We start from the raw sequence: 17,213 nt of genomic DNA, 5'->3' as shown, positions 1-17,213 counted from the left end.
ACCACCTCTTATTGCTCTTCTTTAACGATGATGTGTCTGATTATTCCGTCAGTTATTCCGAATACTCTGTCTAACTCTTTTGGTAATTCTGGGTTAGCAGTGAAGTTGATTAAAGTATAGTAACCTTCGTTAACTTTAGCGATTTCGTAAGCTAATTTTCTCTTACCCCAGAAATCAACGTTGTCAACTGTACCATTTCCGTTTTCTATAACACCCTTGAATTTTTCGATTAAAGCTTTAACAGCTTCCTCGTCTAATGATGGGTGAGCTACGAATATAGTTTCATATTTTCTCATCATTTACACCTCCTCCCTCTGGACTACGGCTATGCTCTAGCATAGCAGGGATTACAATTAAATATTCTAACATTAAAAGAGGGTTATTGCAACCCTCTTTATTAATGTAAACATAACTTTTATAAATTTATTTTTTTAAAATTTTATTCATTAATTTCTTCCTCTGGAGCATTTGATTTTATAATCTTTTTTACTCCCTTTTGGAATTTAGATCTAGGAATCATTACAATTCTTGAGCATCCTAAACATTTTATTTTAATATCAGCTCCAACTCTTATAACTTCCCACTCATCACTTCCACAAGGATGTACTTTCCTCATTTTAACTATATCACCAATATAAAATTTGTTTATCAAATTAAATAACCTCCTCTAAAATAAAATTTATATAAATTAACCTGTAATTATTTCTTTCATATATTTCTTTTTATCAAGAGTCATTTTTATTCTCTTTCTTAACTCTACTTCTGTTTCCCAAAGTTTCATGGATTTTACTTTTCCACAAATTCTAAGATTAACACTAGAACTTGTTAGATCTGTAACTCCCCAAACTTTTAATGGTTCTGTTATATCATTATTTTCTTTATTATATGTATCACAAACTGAGTTTATAGTGTTTATTACTTTATTTATATCATCGCTATATGAAATTCCAATATCAATCTGAACTCTCATATCACCTCTACAATTATTTGTTACTATTCTTATCATTCCATTTGGAATAATATGAAGAGAACCATCTTGATCCCTAAGCTCAGTTGTCCTAAGACCTATTACCTCTACAATTCCACTTACACCTTCTATGGTTACATAATCCCCAACATTGTATTGGTTATCAAAAAGTATAAATATCCCATTTATTACATCTTTAACAAAACTTTGAGCTCCTAAACCTACGGCTACTCCTCCTACAGAGGCAAAGGCCCAAGATATATTTCCAAATATAATAGATAATATAGTTGTTATACCTATAAAATATACTGAATACATCAAAATACTTTTTAATAAAGTTCCCAATGTATTTGCCTTTCTTGTGTCTAAGGAGAACTTAAAGTTTGTATCTATTTGTTTTTGCACAGCTTTATCTATTAATTTGCTTCCTATTTTAATTACCAAAATCATAAAAATAACTATGACACATATTGTTATAAATTTTTTTAATAGAAAATCAATAGTAGATAAAGATATCTTTATTTTCCCAAGCTTAATGTGATCAAATTCAAAATTAATTCCAAGCAAACTATCTAATAACATTAAACCACTCCTTATGATTTTGAAATAAATAATTATTTATATATTTCAAATCCTTTATTGGTTATTGAATATATATTTTTAAATTTAATTTCTAAAGTTTCTATCTTTTCTAATTGATCTTTATTAAAGGCTGAACTTATTCCACAACTTTTTGTTATGTAAGTTGGAGTTGGCATTATTATAAATGATATTCCATTTTCTTTAAGTATTCTTTCTCCTTCCATAGCCTCGTGTGTATTATTAAAAACCATGATAAAGTCTTTCATACTATTTTTCCTCCTAAAAAGTATATCGTTTTATTAGTATATATTATAAGTATATATCATAAAAGTTAACACTTTCAAAATAAGGGTGAAAGCTTTTCTATTTTGAACTATAATATAATTATGTAAATTTATAAAAACAACTGTAAAAGGAGTTTGAGTATGTCTTTTTTCTATTTAAAGGCTATTTTATCTGGAATTGTAACAGGCCTATTAGTTTCTATACCATTAGGTCCAGCTGCAATAGAAGCTGCAACACAATCTCTAGATAAAGGATTTAAAAAAGGCTTTGAAGTTTCATTAGGCGCAATAGCCGCTGACTATTTGTACATATTATTAATAAACTTCGGAGTAGCCCAATTATTAAATTTAAATAGGTATGTAGAATGTGCCTTTTGGATTATTTCAGGATTAGTTCTTATAATAGTTAATTTAATATTTAAATCTTCTCAAAAAAGTTTAGACGAAAAATGTGTTGAAACTATAGATAGTCATAAAACTGGTAATGGTTTTATAAATGGTTTTTTAATAACCTTTGTAAACCCTATGACTTTATCAGTATGGATGGCTGTAAGTGCTGGAATAATGAGTATATGGAAACTTTCAGGTAGACATTTCTTTTTAGTAGCCATAAGTGCTATGTTTATAACAACTTTAGCTTGGTTTATATTATTAAATTTTATGGCTGCCAAAGGTGGAAGTCTAGTAAAAAAAGAACTTACTGGTAAGGCTGATAAAAGTGTAAAATATTTTATGATTTTACTTGGATTAGGATTTACTATATACGGAATATTTAAAATTTTCATGTGAGGTTTTTGCTTATGAATAAAATATATTTTGATAATGCAGCAACTACTTTCCCTAAACCTGACTCTGTAATAAAAGCTATGTTTGATTATATGAGTTTTGAAGGCGGAAGTGCTAATAGAGGATCCTCATCTACAGCTCTGCAAAGTAGTAGAGCTGTCTATGAATGTAGATATGAAATAGCTAAATTCTTTAATTTTCCTAAAAGTGAAAATGTTATTTTCACAAATAATATTACAACATCATTAAATATGTTACTTTTAGGAATAATTAAATCTGATTGGCATATAATTACTACATCTATGGAACATAATTCTGTCTTAAGACCTTTAGTAAAAATTAGCGATGAGCTTCCTAATGTAGAACTAGATATAGTTCAATGTAATAATGAAGGTCTAGTATCAGTTGAAAAAATAAAAGAGAAATTAAAGAGTAACACAAAGCTTATAATTTTATCTCATGCATCAAACCTAGTTGGAACAATTCAACCAATTAAAGAAATAGGGAAGCTTTGCAAAGAAAATGATATCTTTTTTATTTTAGATTCTGCGCAAACAGCAGGGGTTATTCCAATTGATATGACTGAACTTAATTTAAATGCATTAGCCTTTACAGGTCATAAGTCTCTTTTAGGACCTCAAGGAATAGGTGGTTTTATTATAGATGATAAATTAAATTCTATATGTAAAAATATCTTTTCTGGCGGAACAGGAAGTAATTCCTCACTAATAGAACATCCTCAAGAATTGCCTGATAAATTTGAATATGGAACTTTAAACACTCCAGGAATAATAGGGCTTCTAGAGGGAATAAAATTCATAGAAAAAGAAGGCATTGGAAATATAAAAGCAAAAGAAGAAATATTATGCCAAAAAGCTATGGATTTATTATCTGAAATTCCAGAAGTTAAGATTTATGGTCCTATGGATGCCAAAAAGAAAACTTCAACAATATCTTTCAATATAGAAGGTATGGATCCTGAATTTACAGGATTCTTGTTAGATAGTGAATTTAACATAACATGTAGGACTGGAATTCATTGTACTCCGCTTGCTCACAAAACAGTTGGTTCATATCCAGCTGGAAGCATAAGAATAAGTTTAGGGTACTTTAATACAATAGAAGAAGTCTATAGATTTGTTGAGGTTATAAAAGAATTAATTTCAAGGAGGTAGACTTCTGACCTATGAAAAATTTAATAATCAAAAGTGAAAAAATAAGTGTGTTTTTTATTTTATACACACTTATATTTTTTACGTTTTTTAATACATTAAAATATACTTTGCCCTTTCTACTAGCATTCATATTTTCATTGCTACTAAAGACACCCACTCAATTTTTAATAAAAAAATTCAAATTAAATGTTGGACTTGCTTCCTTTATAAGTACATTTATTTTTTTCTTAATAATAATAATTTTATTTACATTATTTATTACATCTTTAGCTTATGAATCTTCATCCTTAACAAACTATATTCAAGAAATAATAAATACTAACTCTAAGGAATTTCAAAATTATTTTATATCACTACAAAATTGGATTGAAGTAAACTTTATTGATAATGCAGTTTTAAACTTAATAAAAAATACTTTAATATCTTCATTTAAAGAAATAACTGTACTTATTCTTTCTTTTGGAACTGAACTAATTCAAAAAGTTTTTTTATTAATAAGTTATTTACCTTATACCTTTATGCTTCTTATTTTTACTGTACTATCAACTTATTTTTTATCAAAGGAATTAAACACTATTAACTTTAGTAAAACTTTGTCTAATTATCTTAACTCTAATTACAGCAATAGAATTTTAACCATTTTATATGAAATAAAAAAAATGCTTTTGACATACTGTTTCTCTTATTTATTTTTAATTTTTATTTCTTTTGTATTAACCTTTTTAGGATTTTCCTTTTTAAATATTAAATATGCCCTATTACTTAGTGTACTTGCTGCCTTATTAGACTTACTCCCTGTATTAGGTATGCCCTTAATTTATTTTCCTCTTATTTTTATTTCATATAACTCAGGAAATATTTTTTCAGCTATTTCATTATTTATATTGTATATATTTATTTTTTTATTACGCCAATTTTTAGAACCTAAATTAATGTCATCCACTTTAGGAATACACCCTTTATTAATATTAATTTGTATTTTTATAGGATTAGAATTAAATGGACTTTTAGGAATAGTATTTTGCATCTTTCTAATTATTTTTTTCAATATATTTAAAAAAGTTAATGTTTTATAGTATAGACTTTTTGTTTTTGGTAATAATTTCAAGTAAGGAGGTTGGTATAATGTGTACAAGTTTTTATATAAATTCTTTAGATCCTAAAGCTTCTTTTAAAATTAGGGATTATCTTTGCAGAGAACTTTCTCCAGTTATAAAAGAAAATAGACCAATTGTTTTTATATGCATTGGATCTGATCGCTCCACAGGAGATGCTCTTGGCCCATTAATTGGTGAAAAGATTAAATTTTTAAGTAAAAATAATATTTTCATATATGGAACATTAGAAGAAACTGTCCATGCTGGAAACTTAAAAGAGACAGTAAAAATAATTAAATCAAAACATAAAAAACCTTTTATTATAGCCATTGATGCTTGTTTAGGAGTTGTTGATAATGTAGGACACGTACTTATTGAAAAGAGACCTCTTAAACCTGGAATAGCATTAAATAAGGATTTGCCTGAAGTAGGAGACTTAAGCATACTTGGAATAGTAAATATTTCTGGTTCCTTAGAATTTATGGTTTTACAAAATACTAGATTATACACTGTAATGTTACTTGCAAATGCTATATCTAATGGAATTCACCATTGCATATTAAAATCCGTAGGATTTAAAAAGAATATATTAGATTCAACTTTAGAAAATATTTTATAAAATTCTCCATAAATACTCATATAGTTTTTATATACTCCCCCTATTTATTGAAATGTTTCACGTGAAACATTTTGTTTAACACAAAAATAGGTTATATTAAAATCAACTAAAAATCGTTGTTTTAATATAACCTATATTTCTTCTTAAACCTATTTATTCATTGCAGCATTTAGAACATGTAATTCTTCTTCTGATAAATCATATCTAGATATTCCTTTATCTATTGGCTTTGCATATGTTGTACTATAATCTCTACCATATATTCCAGTTAAAATAACTCCATTATTTTCTCCATCTAATAAAGCAACTGAAAAACTTAAATCACTTCCAACATCTTCGAAAGCTTTATATCTTATAACAGATACCTTTTGAGTACATTTTTCAACTTGAGCTTTTAATATTTTATTAGTTTCTAATGTTTCTTCAGAATCTTTTTTAACTTCTTCAACTTTATCTAAGTAAGAGTTAATAAGTTCTTCTAAATTCTTATTATTAACCCCTCTCATGATTTTTCTAAATTTATTTTCTACTTTGCTTAAACTTCTGAAAGCTACTATTAATAGTATGAACTGTATTAAAACTAATACTATTAATCCTATTGTTATATAAGTTGAATATTGTGTAAGTATATTTAGTACATTCTCCATGTAGTTTATCATCCCTTCGTGTTTTTAAAATGTTTCACGTGAAACATTTTAAATATTTATAATGTCTAGTATTCTCTGTAAGTCTTCTTCTGAATAGTATTCTATTTCTATCTTACCTTTATTCTTATTAGCATTTAAATTAACTTTAGTTCCAAAGTGATCCTGAAGTCTATCTCTAACATCTTTGTAATATGGATTAAGTGGTTTTCTTCTTTCTGATGTTTTTTCTTCAACAGCATCATTTAATATCTTTTTAACTAATTTTTCAGTTTCTCTAACTGAAAGAGAGTTATCAATTATTTTTTGAGCTATTTCATATTGTGCCTCATTTTCTAAAGGTAGAATAGCTCTTCCATGTCCTTCTGAAATAACTCCTTCCATTACATACTCTTTAACTCTATCATCTAACTTTAATAATCTCATTGTATTTGTTATTGTAGTTCTTGATTTTCCCATTGTTTTTGAAAGCTCTTCTTGAGTTAAAGCAAATTCTTTTAATAGTCTTTCATATGCTAATCCTTCTTCTATAGGATTTAAATCTTCTCTTTGAATATTTTCTATTAAAGATACTTGTAGAAGTTTTTCATCTGAAATATCCATTATTAAAGCAGGAACCTCTGTTAATTCTGCTATTTTAGCAGCTCTATATCTTCTTTCCCCTGCAATTATTGAATATCCCTTTTCTTCTTTCTTTAATATTAAAGGTTGAATTATACCATGTTCCTTTACAGACTCAGCTAATTCATTTAATTTATTATTGTCAAAAAACTTCCTAGGTTGTTTTTTATTAGCTTTTATATCTTTAAGCTCAATATTTATTATTCCACCTTTTTCTTTTTTTTCTTCCTTAATATTATCTTCTGGTATTAAGGCTCCTAATCCTTTTCCTAAACCAAATTTTTTAGCCATCTATATATTCACTCCCTGTCTTTTTAGGAATTCCTCAGTTAGTTTTTCATAAGATTTAGCTCCCCTACATCTTTCATCATATAAACATATTGGCAATCCAAAACTCGGAGCTTCAGCTAGTCTAACATTTCTAGGAATAGTAGTTTCATATAATCTATCCTTAAAGTACTCTTTTACTTCCTTATAAACCTCTGTACTTAAATTAGTTCTTGAATCATACATAGTCATTACTACACCTTCAATATCAAGATCCTTATTTAAAGACTTTTTAACTAAATTTATTGTATTTATTAATTGTCCTACCCCTTCTAAAGCATAATATTCTGCTTGTATAGGTATTAAAACACTATGAGATGCAACTAAAGCATTAATAGTTAGAACTCCTAAAGATGGAGGACAATCAATAAATATATAATCGAATTTATCTCTAATTTTATTTATTTCATTTTTAAGTATATATTCTCTATCTTTTCTATCTATTATTTCTACCTCAGCACCTGCTAATTCCATTGTTGCTGGTACTACATAAAGATTTTCAACTAATTCACTTTTCATTATTATTGTTTCTATCTCTTCACCAGCAGTTAATAAATCATATATAGACTTGTCTAATTTTCTCTTATCTATACCTAATCCACTTGTAGTATTCCCTTGAGGATCTATATCTATAGCTAAAACCTTAAATCCCTGCATTGCCAAGTAAGAACATATATTTATATTTGTTGTTGTTTTTCCAACGCCACCTTTTTGATTAAAAACACAAATTGTTTTCATTAAACTCATCCAAGAATATCTTATTCTTGAACATCCACCTCCCTTCTAACACATCTATTTTATTATATATTTTTACATTACATAATAAAAGATGATATTGGTTATTTCTGATTAAAAAATGAAAAAATAGGAATGTTTCACGTGAAACATTCCTATTTTTATGGTCAATATATTTATTATTTTTTAAAAGCTTTTATAACTTTCAATTATAATATTTTCTTAAACTAAAAAGTATTTTAAAAATTATATTTATTTTAATGGTTTCTTAGTTACATTACCTGCTTTTCTAGGAAAAGTCTTTGGCGTACTTTTTATTTTATCTACTATTACTAAGTTATGATTTAAGTCTGTTCCCTCAATTTCAACCTCAGTTATACCTTTAAGCTTACCACCTAAAGTACCAATAGCATTTTTTGAATCATTTAACTCTTCAGTTATATTTGGGCCTTTTAAAGCTATAAAATTCCCATTTACCTTTACATATGGAATACAAAATTCACTTAGAACACACATATTAGCAACAGCTCTTGATGTAGCAATATCAAAATTTTCTCTTAACTCTTTTTTTCTTGCACCATCTTCTGCTCTAGAATGTATAGTCTTAACATTTTTTAATCCTAGTTTATTTACAACTTCATTTAAAAAATTTATTCTCTTATTTAATGAGTCTAATAGAGTAACCTCTACATCTTCTCTCATAATAGCTATAGGTAACCCAGGGAACCCTGCACCTGTTCCAACATCTATTACTGTCTTAGCTTTTTTAAACTCATCTGCTTTAAAAGCTTTTATACAATCTATAAAATGTTTTTTTACTATCTCTTCATCCTCTGTTATTGCCGTTAAATTTATTTTTTCATTCCATTCCTTTAATAAATCTTTGTAAAGCATAAATTTTTGATATTTGTCTTCATTAAATTCCATACCCACACTATCGCAAGCTTTTTTCATTAAATCAAAATATTGCATTCTTAATCCTCCAAAACTTTAAGAGTATAAATAATTTATTTTAATAATTTTATTTTTTACTAAAAAACTAAAGTTATCCACATGTGGATAACTTTTTAAAAGGGGTAAAACAGCACCTTTTTTAAGTTTTACACAAGACTTATCCACAGGTGCTGTTGAAAACTTCTGAATAACTTTTAGTTATCAGTATTTTTTCCAGTTTTTCTATAATGCTCTAAGAATATTAACAGAACTGATATATCTGCTGGGGATACCCCTGATATTCTTGAAGCTTGACCTATATTTAAAGGTCTAATTTTATTTAGCTTTTGTATAGCTTCTATTCTTAAACTATTTACGTCATTATAATCTAAATCCTCTGGAAGAACTTTTTTCTCAAACTTTTTAAATTGAGCAACTTGTTCTAATTGAGTTTGAATGTATCCTTCGTATCTAGCAATTATGTTTATTTGATCCCCAATATCCTTTGGTAAATCAGGTCTTTCAGGATCTAAACATGCTAATGAGAAGTAGTCTAACTCTGGTCTTTTTATAAGTTCATACATTCTTATTGGCTTTTTAAGCTCTGTTGAACCTAATTCAACTATTTTCTCATTATTTTCTGTTTTATTAGTTATTTGAAGTTCTTTAAGTCTCTCAAGCTCACGTTCTAAGTTTTGCTTTCTTTCCTGAAACTTACTCCATCTTTCTTCTGTAACTAATCCAACATTGTGTCCAATTTCAGTTAATCTGAAATCAGCATTATCTTGTCTTAATAATAATCTATATTCAGCTCTTGATGTCATCATTCTATAAGGCTCATTAGTACCTTTAGTAATTAAATCATCAATTAAAACTCCTACATATCCATCTGATCTTGTAAGTATCATAGGATCTTTTCCTTGAACTTTTAATGCTGCATTTATACCAGCTACTATTCCTTGAGCCCCAGCTTCTTCATATCCTGAGCTACCATTAATTTGTCCAGCACTAAAGAATCCATCAATATTTTTAAATTCTAGTGAAGCCTTTAATTGTGTTGGATCTATACAATCATATTCTATTGCATATGCAGTTCTCATAATCTCAGCATTTTCAAGACCTGGAACTGTTTTTATCATTTGAACTTGAACATCTTCTGGAAGAGATGATGACATTCCTCCAACATACATTTCTTCTGTATCATCACCTTCTGGTTCTATAAAGATTTGATGTCTATCTTTATCTTGGAATCTCATTACCTTGTCTTCTATTGATGGACAATATCTTGGCCCAACACCTTTTATGCTTCCATTATACATTGGTGATCTATGTATATTTTCTTGAATTACCTTATGAGTTTCCTCATTAGTATATGTTAACCAACATGAAACTTGGTCTCTATCTATATTTCCACTTATAAATGAGAATGGTATTATTTCCTCATCTCCTGGTTGTTCTATCATTTTTGAGAAATCAACACTTCTCTTATTGATTCTAGCTGGAGTACCAGTTTTAAATCTTCTAAGGTCAATTCCTAAATCTATTAATGATTTTGAAAGTTCATTAGCATTGCTAAGTCCATTTGGACCTTGGCTATAACTAACATCTCCGATTATTATTCTACTTTGTAAATATGTTCCACTTGTCATTATAACAGCTTTACACTCAAAAAATGCACCATTTTTAGTTAGAACACCTTTAACTTTCCCATCTTCAACTTCTACAGAAACTACCTCTAATTGTCTTAAGTGAAGATTTTCTTGTGTTTCTAAAACCTTTTTCATTCTTTCTTGATATTTCTTTTTATCAGCTTGTGCTCTTAGAGAGTGTACAGCAGGTCCTTTTGATGTATTTAACATTTTAGATTGGATAAATGTATGGTCTATATTTACTCCCATCTCTCCACCTAAAGCATCTATTTCTCTAACTAGATGTCCCTTAGCAGTTCCACCTATATTAGGGTTACATGGCATCATAGCAACGGAATCTAATGTTAATGTACAAACTAAAGTTTTACATCCCATTCTAGCTGCCGCTAATCCTGCCTCACAACCTGCATGACCAGCACCTATAACAACTATATCATAACTTCCTGCATTATATCTCATATTTCATCATTCTCCTATTTTCCACAACAAAATTCTGCAAATATTTTGTTTACTAAGTCTTCCTCTAACTCTGCTCCAGTGATTTCCCCTAAGGCTCTTAAAGCAGATGTAACATAAATTGATACTAGATCTAAAAACTCATTATTATTAAGTCCATTTAATGCACCATCTAAGTTTTCAGAAGCTCTATATAAAGCCTCTTTATGTCTAGTATTAGTTACCATTACACTTTCAGCATCAATTGATCCATTAAAGAATAAATCTTTTATCTTTGATTTTAAATCATCTATACCAAAACCAGTTTTTGCAGATAGTTCTATTTTATTTTCTAAGTTATCCACAATTTCTGAGGATAACTTTCTATCTAAATCAACCTTATTTAAAAGTACTATGTATTTTCTATCTTTAATGTAATCAATAATTTCCTTGTCTTCCTCATCTAATTCTCTACTTGTATCTAACATTAGTATAACTAAATCAGCTTCATTGATTTTTTCTTTAGATTTTTCTACACCTATTTTCTCTACAACATCTTCAGTTTCTCTGATTCCCGCTGTATCTACTAGTCTAACAGGTATTCCATCTAAATTTATATATTCTTCTATTACGTCCCTTGTTGTTCCTGCTATATCAGTTACAATAGCTCTCTTTTCATTTAATAGAGCATTTAAAAGTGATGATTTTCCTACGTTAGGTTTTCCTACTATAACCATGCTTAAACCATCTCTAATAAGTTTACCTTCATCAGCAGTATCAATTAAATTATTTACTTTACCTCTAAGAGTTATAACATCCTCTTTTACCTTAACTGGTATAGTTTCATCTGGTTCTTCGTCATCCTCTGTAAAGTCAACAGCATATTCAATTAGAGCTAATATATCTAAAGCCTCTTTTCTAAGATTGTTTATCTCAGTAGAAAGTCTTCCTTGACTTTGAGTCATAGCTGATTTCATTGAAAGTTCAGTCTTAGCAGTTATTATATCCATAACTGCTTCTGCTTGGCTTAAATCTATTCTTCCATTTAAAAAAGCTCTTTTTGTAAATTCACCTGGCTCAGCAAGTCTTGCACCAGCTTTTATTACATTTTGTAGAACTTTATTAGTAGCTACAATACCACCATGACAGTTTATTTCTACTGTATCCTCAGCTGTAAAGCTTCTAGGACCTTTCATAAAACTAACTATAACTTCATCTATAATCTCATTATTTTCATCTATCATATGACCATATCTCATAGTATATGGTTTTATATCTAATAAATCTTTTCCGTTTATTCCTCTGAATATTTTATTTACAATCTCAAGAGCTTTATTTCCTGATACTCTAATTATAGCTATTCCACCTTCTCCTAATGCTGTAGCTATAGCAGCAATAGTATCGAATTCTTTCATAAGCTCCTCCTTTATAATGATATTCTCAAATTTGAACTAATATTGATTTTACCCAACAAAATAGAATAAGTCAAAATTTTAAATCATATTATTTATGGCAAAAAAATATGATTTTACTAAATTGTTTAATAGATTACTTACTTAAAAATACTATCCAATTAATTAAATCATATACTTGATAAAAAAATAAGGTGAAAATATAATATTTTCACCTTATTTTTTAAATTTATCAACAATTGTAGCCTTTAGTATGACTATTTTTCTATAGTTACTAACAAGTTATCCACAATTTATCTACAGTTTATTGTGGATAAAAAAAGGAAAGCTTTAAGCTTTCCTTTTTATTTCTTTAATTCTACTACAACTCTTCTGTAAGGTTCTTCACCTTCACTAAAAGTTCTAACAAAATCATTATTCTGTAACTCTGAATGAATAACTCTTCTTTCATAAGGATTCATAGGTTCAAGTTTTAATATCTTACCTGACTTTCTCACCTTATAAGCTATTTTATTAGCTAATCTTTTAAGAGTTTCTTCTCTTTTCTGTCTATAATTCTCAGTGTCTAAAACCACTCTTTTGTACTTGTCTTCTTTAGCCTTATTAATAACTAAACTAGTTAAATATTGAAGTGAGTCTAAAGTTTCCCCCCTGTATCCTATGATGGCTCCCATCTTAGGTCCAGTAAGATTTATATTTACTAGGTCTTTACTTTCTTCAATATTAATTTCAGCTTCTATATTCATGTTATCAAGAATATCCCTTAAAAACTTTTTAGCCTCTAAGATTCTATCTCTTTTCACCTTAACTGAAATTTTAGCAGGCTTTGCACCAATTAAATTAAAGAAGCCTTTACTTCCTTCTTCTATAACAGTAACCTCTACTTTATCTTCTGTAGTGTTCAACTGTTCCAATGCGCTTTTTAAAGCTTCTTCAACAGTCTTTCCAGTAATCTCAATTGTATTCATACCCTTGTTTCACCACCTTAGAAAAGCAAAATAAATTCTTATTACTTAATATCTTTATATTGTTCTTTTTCCTTAGCTCTCTTTCTGCTAGGTAAAACAACTATGAAGTATGTTTGAACCATTTGAATTAGGTTACCTATTACCCAGTATAATACAAGCATTGATGGGAATTGTATTGACATTACACCCATCATACCAGCCATTACTATATTCATAGTATTCATATTCATTCCACCAGGTGCTCCCCCAGCTTGTGACTGAGTAAACTTTGTCATTAATAAAGATGATAAATATGTTGTTGCAGCTGATAAAATTGGTAATATGAATGTTCTATCTGGAGCCCATAAATCTCCTAACCATAAGAATGATACACCTTGTAACTCAGTTAATCCAGTGAATACATAGTATAATGCAAATAATATTGGCATTTGGATTAATAAAGGTAAACAACCACTCATTGGGTTTACATTATTCTCCTTATAAAGCTTCATCATTTCTTGTTGAGCTTTTTCAGGATTATTTTTATATTTCTTCTGAAGTTTAGCTATTTCTGGCTGTATTTCTTGCATCTTTTGTTGAGATCTAGTTTGCTTTATATTTAGCGGTAATAATATTAATCTTACTAATAAAGTTAATAAGAAAATAGTTATTACGTATCCAGCACCTACACCAAAAATATCTAGTGAGGCAACAAAGCCGTGGATAGCTTGAAATATCATTGTGAATAAATTAGTTATCGGCTTTAAAATTGACTGCAATACATTACCCTCCTATATTTAAACCGTATATATTTATTTTACAGGATCATATCCACCCTTACAGAATGGATTACACCTTAATATTCTTCCTATACTCATAAATCCCCCTTTAAAAGCACCATACTTTTGTATTGCTTCTAGTGCATATTGAGAACAAGTTGGATAAAATCTGCAACAAGGCCTCTTTAAAGGTGAAATATATTTTCTATAGAATTTAATCATTACTATGAACAATTTTTTCATTATCACGTAGACCTGCCTTTTTTATTAAATTATTCATGGCTTTCCCTACTTGCTTAAAATCCTTACCGTTTATAGCAACTCTAGCAATAAACACAAAGTCATAGCCTTCTTTAAGTTCACTAGAATTAAGTCTGTAATTTTCAAGTATAAGTCTTTTAACTCTACTTCTAACTACACTTTTTCCAACCTTCTTGCTAACTGAAACTCCTACCTTATTGAAACGTTCTCCATCCTTTGTAACATTTTTTCTGTTAGGATAAACATAAAGAACTAGTAGGTCATTAGCATAAGACTTTCCTCTTCTATAAACTGTTCTAAACTCATTGTTCTTTCTTAAACTTAGTAACATTTAAATTTGCTCTCCTTTTTTCTGCTTTTTAGTGCAGAAAAAGGCCACAAAATGCGGCCCTTATGCTGTTAATCTTTTTCTACCTTTTTGTCTTCTTCTCTTTAAAACATTTCTTCCAGATTTAGTTTTCATTCTCTTTCTGAAACCATGCTCTTTGCTTCTTTGTCTTTTTTTAGGTTGATATGTCATGAACATTTAAATACACCCCCTTCAACCAATATTTTATTCTAGTAAAAAGCTAAAAGCTTTTTTACTTATTCGCTAATTTAGGTTTTACTGTTTAATTATATCTTTCAAGTCGCCCTCTGTCAAGAAAATAACTCACTTAAAGATTTGTTACATCTACCTTATTTTCCTTTTTTAAATATATAAATAATAATTGTTTATACATTAAATTAAATCCCTACATTAATAACTCTAAAAAATATATAAACTGTATTCTAAATAAAACTATCTATTATTTTATCCACAATTTATTAAATTACTCATCTACTTAATTAATACTAATTACTTCAATAAAAAGTTTATTTAAATCTTAAAGATATACAATTACATATATATAGATAAGATTAGCTCATTTATCATAAATAAACTTAACTTTATAACTTTAGTTATAAAGTTATCCACATATAAATAACAATATGTTATTAACTTTTTACCTTTATATTATCTCTCCCTCTTTTTACACCCTAATTTATCCTTATTATATTTAAATATTGATTATCTTAACTTCTATTATGTTAAAAATTCAAATTTCAAAAGATATTTTTCCTAATATGTACCTTTAAATTTTAATATTTTCACTTAACTATAAATCTAAATAAGTTTTACACAAAATAAGTTATCAACAGCTGTTATTTTTGTGGATAACTTATTGAATCCAACTATACCTTTATGTTATCATATTAATGCATTGTGAATAACTTTATCTAATATAACAACTTATCCACACTTGTGAATAATCCTGTTGATAACTTGTATATTATTCTTATTATTTTTTATTTATAGTCTTTATAATCCTTTTATTTCAACGGTTTTATATATTTTAAACTTTCAACAAGAACTGTGTATATTTCTTGTTGATAATTTTTTTATAATAAAATTTATCCACATTATCAACAGCCTGTTAATAATTTTATTCACAACATGTAAAGTAATAATCTAATATGTTAATTATATGTGCATAACTAAAAGTTAAAATCATTTTATGATTGGAGGATAGAAGATGGATGCCCAACTAAATAATCTCTGGGAACAAGCATTGAATATAATAAAAGGAGAAATTTCTGAAATAAGCTTTAATACTTGGATTAAAAGCTGCACTCCTATATCAATTTCAGATAATATATTAAAACTTTCTGTTCCTAATGAATTCACTAAAGGGATTCTAGATACAAGATATAAAGACTTATTAATTCAAGCTTTAAAGATAGTTACATCTAGAAAGTTTAAAATAGAGTTCTATCTTGAGTCTGATTTAGAAGAAGAAAAAGAAAATGAGGAAAAGCAGAAAGAAGAGAAGAAAGAGAATACAAATGATGTCGATGGATCTATAGTTGTAAGTGATGAAATGTCAGCTACATTAAATCCTAAATATACTTTCCAATCCTTTGTAATAGGTAATAGTAACCGCTTTGCTCATGCAGCATCTTTAGCCGTTGCAGAATCACCAGCAAAAGCTTATAACCCATTATTTATCTATGGAGGAGTAGGACTTGGAAAAACTCACTTAATGCATGCAATAGGACATTATATTCTTCAAGAAAATCCTAAAGCAAAAGTAGTTTATGTATCATCTGAAAAATTCACTAATGAACTTATTAATGCTATTAAAGATGATAAGAATGAAGAGTTTAGAAACAAATATAGAAAAGTCGATGTTTTATTAATAGATGATATTCAATTCATAGCAGGTAAAGAACGTACTCAAGAAGAGTTCTTCCATACCTTTAATGCTCTACATGAAGAGAATAAACAAATTATACTATCATCAGATAGACCGCCTAAGGAAATTCCTACATTAGAAGACAGGTTAAGATCTAGATTTGAATGGGGTTTAATAGCAGATATTCAACCACCTGATTTCGAAACTAGAATGGCAATACTAAAGAAAAAAGCTGATGTTGAAGGCTTAAATGTACCAAATGAAGTTATGGTATATATAGCTACTAAAATTAAATCAAATATAAGAGAATTAGAAGGCGCACTTATAAGAATAATAGCTTATTCCTCTCTAACTAATAGGGATGTAAGCGTTGATTTAGCTTCAGAAGCACTTAAAGATATAATATCTAATAAAGAAAGTGCTCCAGTTACAGTAAAAACTATTCAAGAATCCGTAGCAAATTATTATAATTTAAGAATAGAGGATTTAAAATCTCAAAGAAGAACTAGAAATATAGCTTATCCTCGTCAAATTGCTATGTATTTAAGTAGAAAACTTACAGATATGTCTTTACCTAAAATAGGTGAAGAATTTGGTGGAAGAGATCATACTACAGTAATTCATGCTTATGAAAAAATTTCTGAAAATTTAAAGACTGATGAAGGTCTCCAAAGCATGATTAATGACATTACTAAAAAGCTTACTCAAAAGTAATTAACAAAGTACATAATAACTGTATATTAT

20 protein-coding genes are annotated in these 17,213 nt (G+C 28.0%); 5 read left to right on the top strand and 15 right to left on the bottom strand.

The features are described from left to right. Positions 1-8 precede the first annotated feature (8 nt). The 4 genes from rpsF to I6G60_RS01715 all read right to left on the bottom strand — a co-directional run bounded on the left by rpsF (position 9) and on the right by I6G60_RS01715 (position 1,815). On the bottom strand, positions 9-296 hold the full coding sequence (gene rpsF, locus I6G60_RS01730) for a 30S ribosomal protein S6 (protein WP_003479405.1): 288 nt from the start codon (positions 294-296) through the stop codon (positions 9-11). Positions 297-439: 143 nt separating this feature from the next. Continuing rightward, positions 440-652, bottom strand: coding sequence for a DUF951 domain-containing protein (locus I6G60_RS01725; RefSeq protein ID WP_003459977.1), 213 nt, complete (start codon positions 650-652; stop codon positions 440-442). A gap of 36 nt (positions 653-688) precedes the next feature. Continuing rightward, positions 689-1,549, bottom strand: a complete 861-nt coding sequence (locus I6G60_RS01720; RefSeq protein ID WP_003466073.1) for a mechanosensitive ion channel family protein — start codon at positions 1,547-1,549, stop codon at positions 689-691. 32 nt (positions 1,550-1,581) lie between these two features. Further along, the gene (locus I6G60_RS01715; protein WP_003460020.1) at positions 1,582-1,815 is read right to left on the bottom strand and encodes a DUF3343 domain-containing protein; all 234 of its coding nucleotides are present in this window, start codon (positions 1,813-1,815) and stop codon (positions 1,582-1,584) included. 159 nt (positions 1,816-1,974) lie between these two features. Here I6G60_RS01715 and I6G60_RS01710 point away from each other — a divergent pair, with 159 nt between their 5' ends. From I6G60_RS01710 to yyaC, 4 genes are read left to right on the top strand one after another with little or no spacing between them, the layout of a single operon-like run. Next, the gene (locus tag I6G60_RS01710; protein WP_003459974.1) at positions 1,975-2,622 is read left to right on the top strand and encodes a LysE family translocator; all 648 of its coding nucleotides are present in this window, start codon (positions 1,975-1,977) and stop codon (positions 2,620-2,622) included. An 11-nt stretch (positions 2,623-2,633) separates the two neighbouring features. Beyond that, complete coding sequence (locus tag I6G60_RS01705; protein ID WP_110035063.1) at positions 2,634-3,794, top strand: aminotransferase class V-fold PLP-dependent enzyme; 1,161 nt, start codon at positions 2,634-2,636, stop codon at positions 3,792-3,794. An 11-nt stretch (positions 3,795-3,805) separates the two neighbouring features. Next, the gene (ytvI, locus tag I6G60_RS01700) at positions 3,806-4,870 is read left to right on the top strand and encodes a sporulation integral membrane protein YtvI (RefSeq protein ID WP_011591193.1); all 1,065 of its coding nucleotides are present in this window, start codon (positions 3,806-3,808) and stop codon (positions 4,868-4,870) included. A 49-nt stretch (positions 4,871-4,919) separates the two neighbouring features. Next, a complete protein-coding gene (gene yyaC, locus I6G60_RS01695) occupies positions 4,920-5,510 on the top strand; it encodes a spore protease YyaC (RefSeq protein WP_011591194.1) in 591 nt (196 codons plus the stop codon). A 149-nt stretch (positions 5,511-5,659) separates the two neighbouring features. Here the strand turns inward: yyaC and I6G60_RS01690 are convergent, their stop codons facing one another. The 11 genes from I6G60_RS01690 to rpmH form a co-directional block, all read right to left on the bottom strand. Next, positions 5,660-6,157, bottom strand: a complete 498-nt coding sequence (locus tag I6G60_RS01690; RefSeq protein WP_003451034.1) for a DUF4446 family protein — start codon at positions 6,155-6,157, stop codon at positions 5,660-5,662. Positions 6,158-6,205: 48 nt separating this feature from the next. Next, positions 6,206-7,066 (bottom strand): ParB/RepB/Spo0J family partition protein, encoded by an 861-nt coding sequence (locus tag I6G60_RS01685; RefSeq protein WP_003451039.1) that lies wholly within the window; start codon positions 7,064-7,066, stop codon positions 6,206-6,208. After that, on the bottom strand, positions 7,067-7,840 hold the full coding sequence (locus I6G60_RS01680) for a ParA family protein (protein ID WP_003451027.1): 774 nt from the start codon (positions 7,838-7,840) through the stop codon (positions 7,067-7,069). 249 nt (positions 7,841-8,089) lie between these two features. Then, the gene (gene rsmG, locus I6G60_RS01675; RefSeq protein ID WP_003459994.1) at positions 8,090-8,809 is read right to left on the bottom strand and encodes a 16S rRNA (guanine(527)-N(7))-methyltransferase RsmG; all 720 of its coding nucleotides are present in this window, start codon (positions 8,807-8,809) and stop codon (positions 8,090-8,092) included. 176 nt (positions 8,810-8,985) lie between these two features. After that, positions 8,986-10,878 carry a tRNA uridine-5-carboxymethylaminomethyl(34) synthesis enzyme MnmG gene (mnmG, locus tag I6G60_RS01670; RefSeq protein WP_003451018.1) on the bottom strand — a complete coding sequence of 631 codons (1,893 nt, stop codon included), beginning with the start codon at positions 10,876-10,878 and terminating at the stop codon, positions 8,986-8,988. A gap of 14 nt (positions 10,879-10,892) precedes the next feature. Further along, positions 10,893-12,269: a tRNA uridine-5-carboxymethylaminomethyl(34) synthesis GTPase MnmE gene (gene mnmE / locus I6G60_RS01665; RefSeq protein ID WP_003451045.1), complete on the bottom strand. Its 1,377-nt coding sequence runs from the start codon at positions 12,267-12,269 to the stop codon at positions 10,893-10,895. Positions 12,270-12,610: 341 nt separating this feature from the next. After that, positions 12,611-13,234, bottom strand: coding sequence for an RNA-binding cell elongation regulator Jag/EloR (gene jag / locus I6G60_RS01660; protein WP_003459972.1), 624 nt, complete (start codon positions 13,232-13,234; stop codon positions 12,611-12,613). A 41-nt stretch (positions 13,235-13,275) separates the two neighbouring features. After that, on the bottom strand, positions 13,276-13,992 hold the full coding sequence (locus I6G60_RS01655; protein WP_003460013.1) for a membrane protein insertase YidC: 717 nt from the start codon (positions 13,990-13,992) through the stop codon (positions 13,276-13,278). A gap of 33 nt (positions 13,993-14,025) precedes the next feature. Beyond that, positions 14,026-14,235, bottom strand: a complete 210-nt coding sequence (gene yidD / locus I6G60_RS01650; protein ID WP_003451050.1) for a membrane protein insertion efficiency factor YidD — start codon at positions 14,233-14,235, stop codon at positions 14,026-14,028. Further along, on the bottom strand, positions 14,207-14,584 hold the full coding sequence (rnpA, locus tag I6G60_RS01645) for a ribonuclease P protein component (protein WP_003450986.1): 378 nt from the start codon (positions 14,582-14,584) through the stop codon (positions 14,207-14,209). Before rnpA ends, yidD begins: the two co-directional genes overlap by 29 nt. Before the next feature lie 60 nt (positions 14,585-14,644). After that, positions 14,645-14,779 (bottom strand): 50S ribosomal protein L34, encoded by a 135-nt coding sequence (rpmH, locus tag I6G60_RS01640; RefSeq protein WP_003451019.1) that lies wholly within the window; start codon positions 14,777-14,779, stop codon positions 14,645-14,647. Positions 14,780-15,809: 1,030 nt separating this feature from the next. On the opposite strand from rpmH, the gene dnaA reads away from it, so the two are divergent. Beyond that, complete coding sequence (gene dnaA / locus I6G60_RS01635; protein WP_003451025.1) at positions 15,810-17,183, top strand: chromosomal replication initiator protein DnaA; 1,374 nt, start codon at positions 15,810-15,812, stop codon at positions 17,181-17,183. Positions 17,184-17,213 lie beyond the last annotated feature (30 nt).

Origin of the sequence: Clostridium perfringens (genome assembly GCF_016027375.1) — a bacterium.
GTDB lineage: Bacteria > Bacillota > Clostridia > Clostridiales > Clostridiaceae > Sarcina > Sarcina perfringens.
The sequence above is the reverse complement of the archived record's forward strand: the minus strand, read 5'-3'. Positions and strand labels throughout refer to the sequence as shown.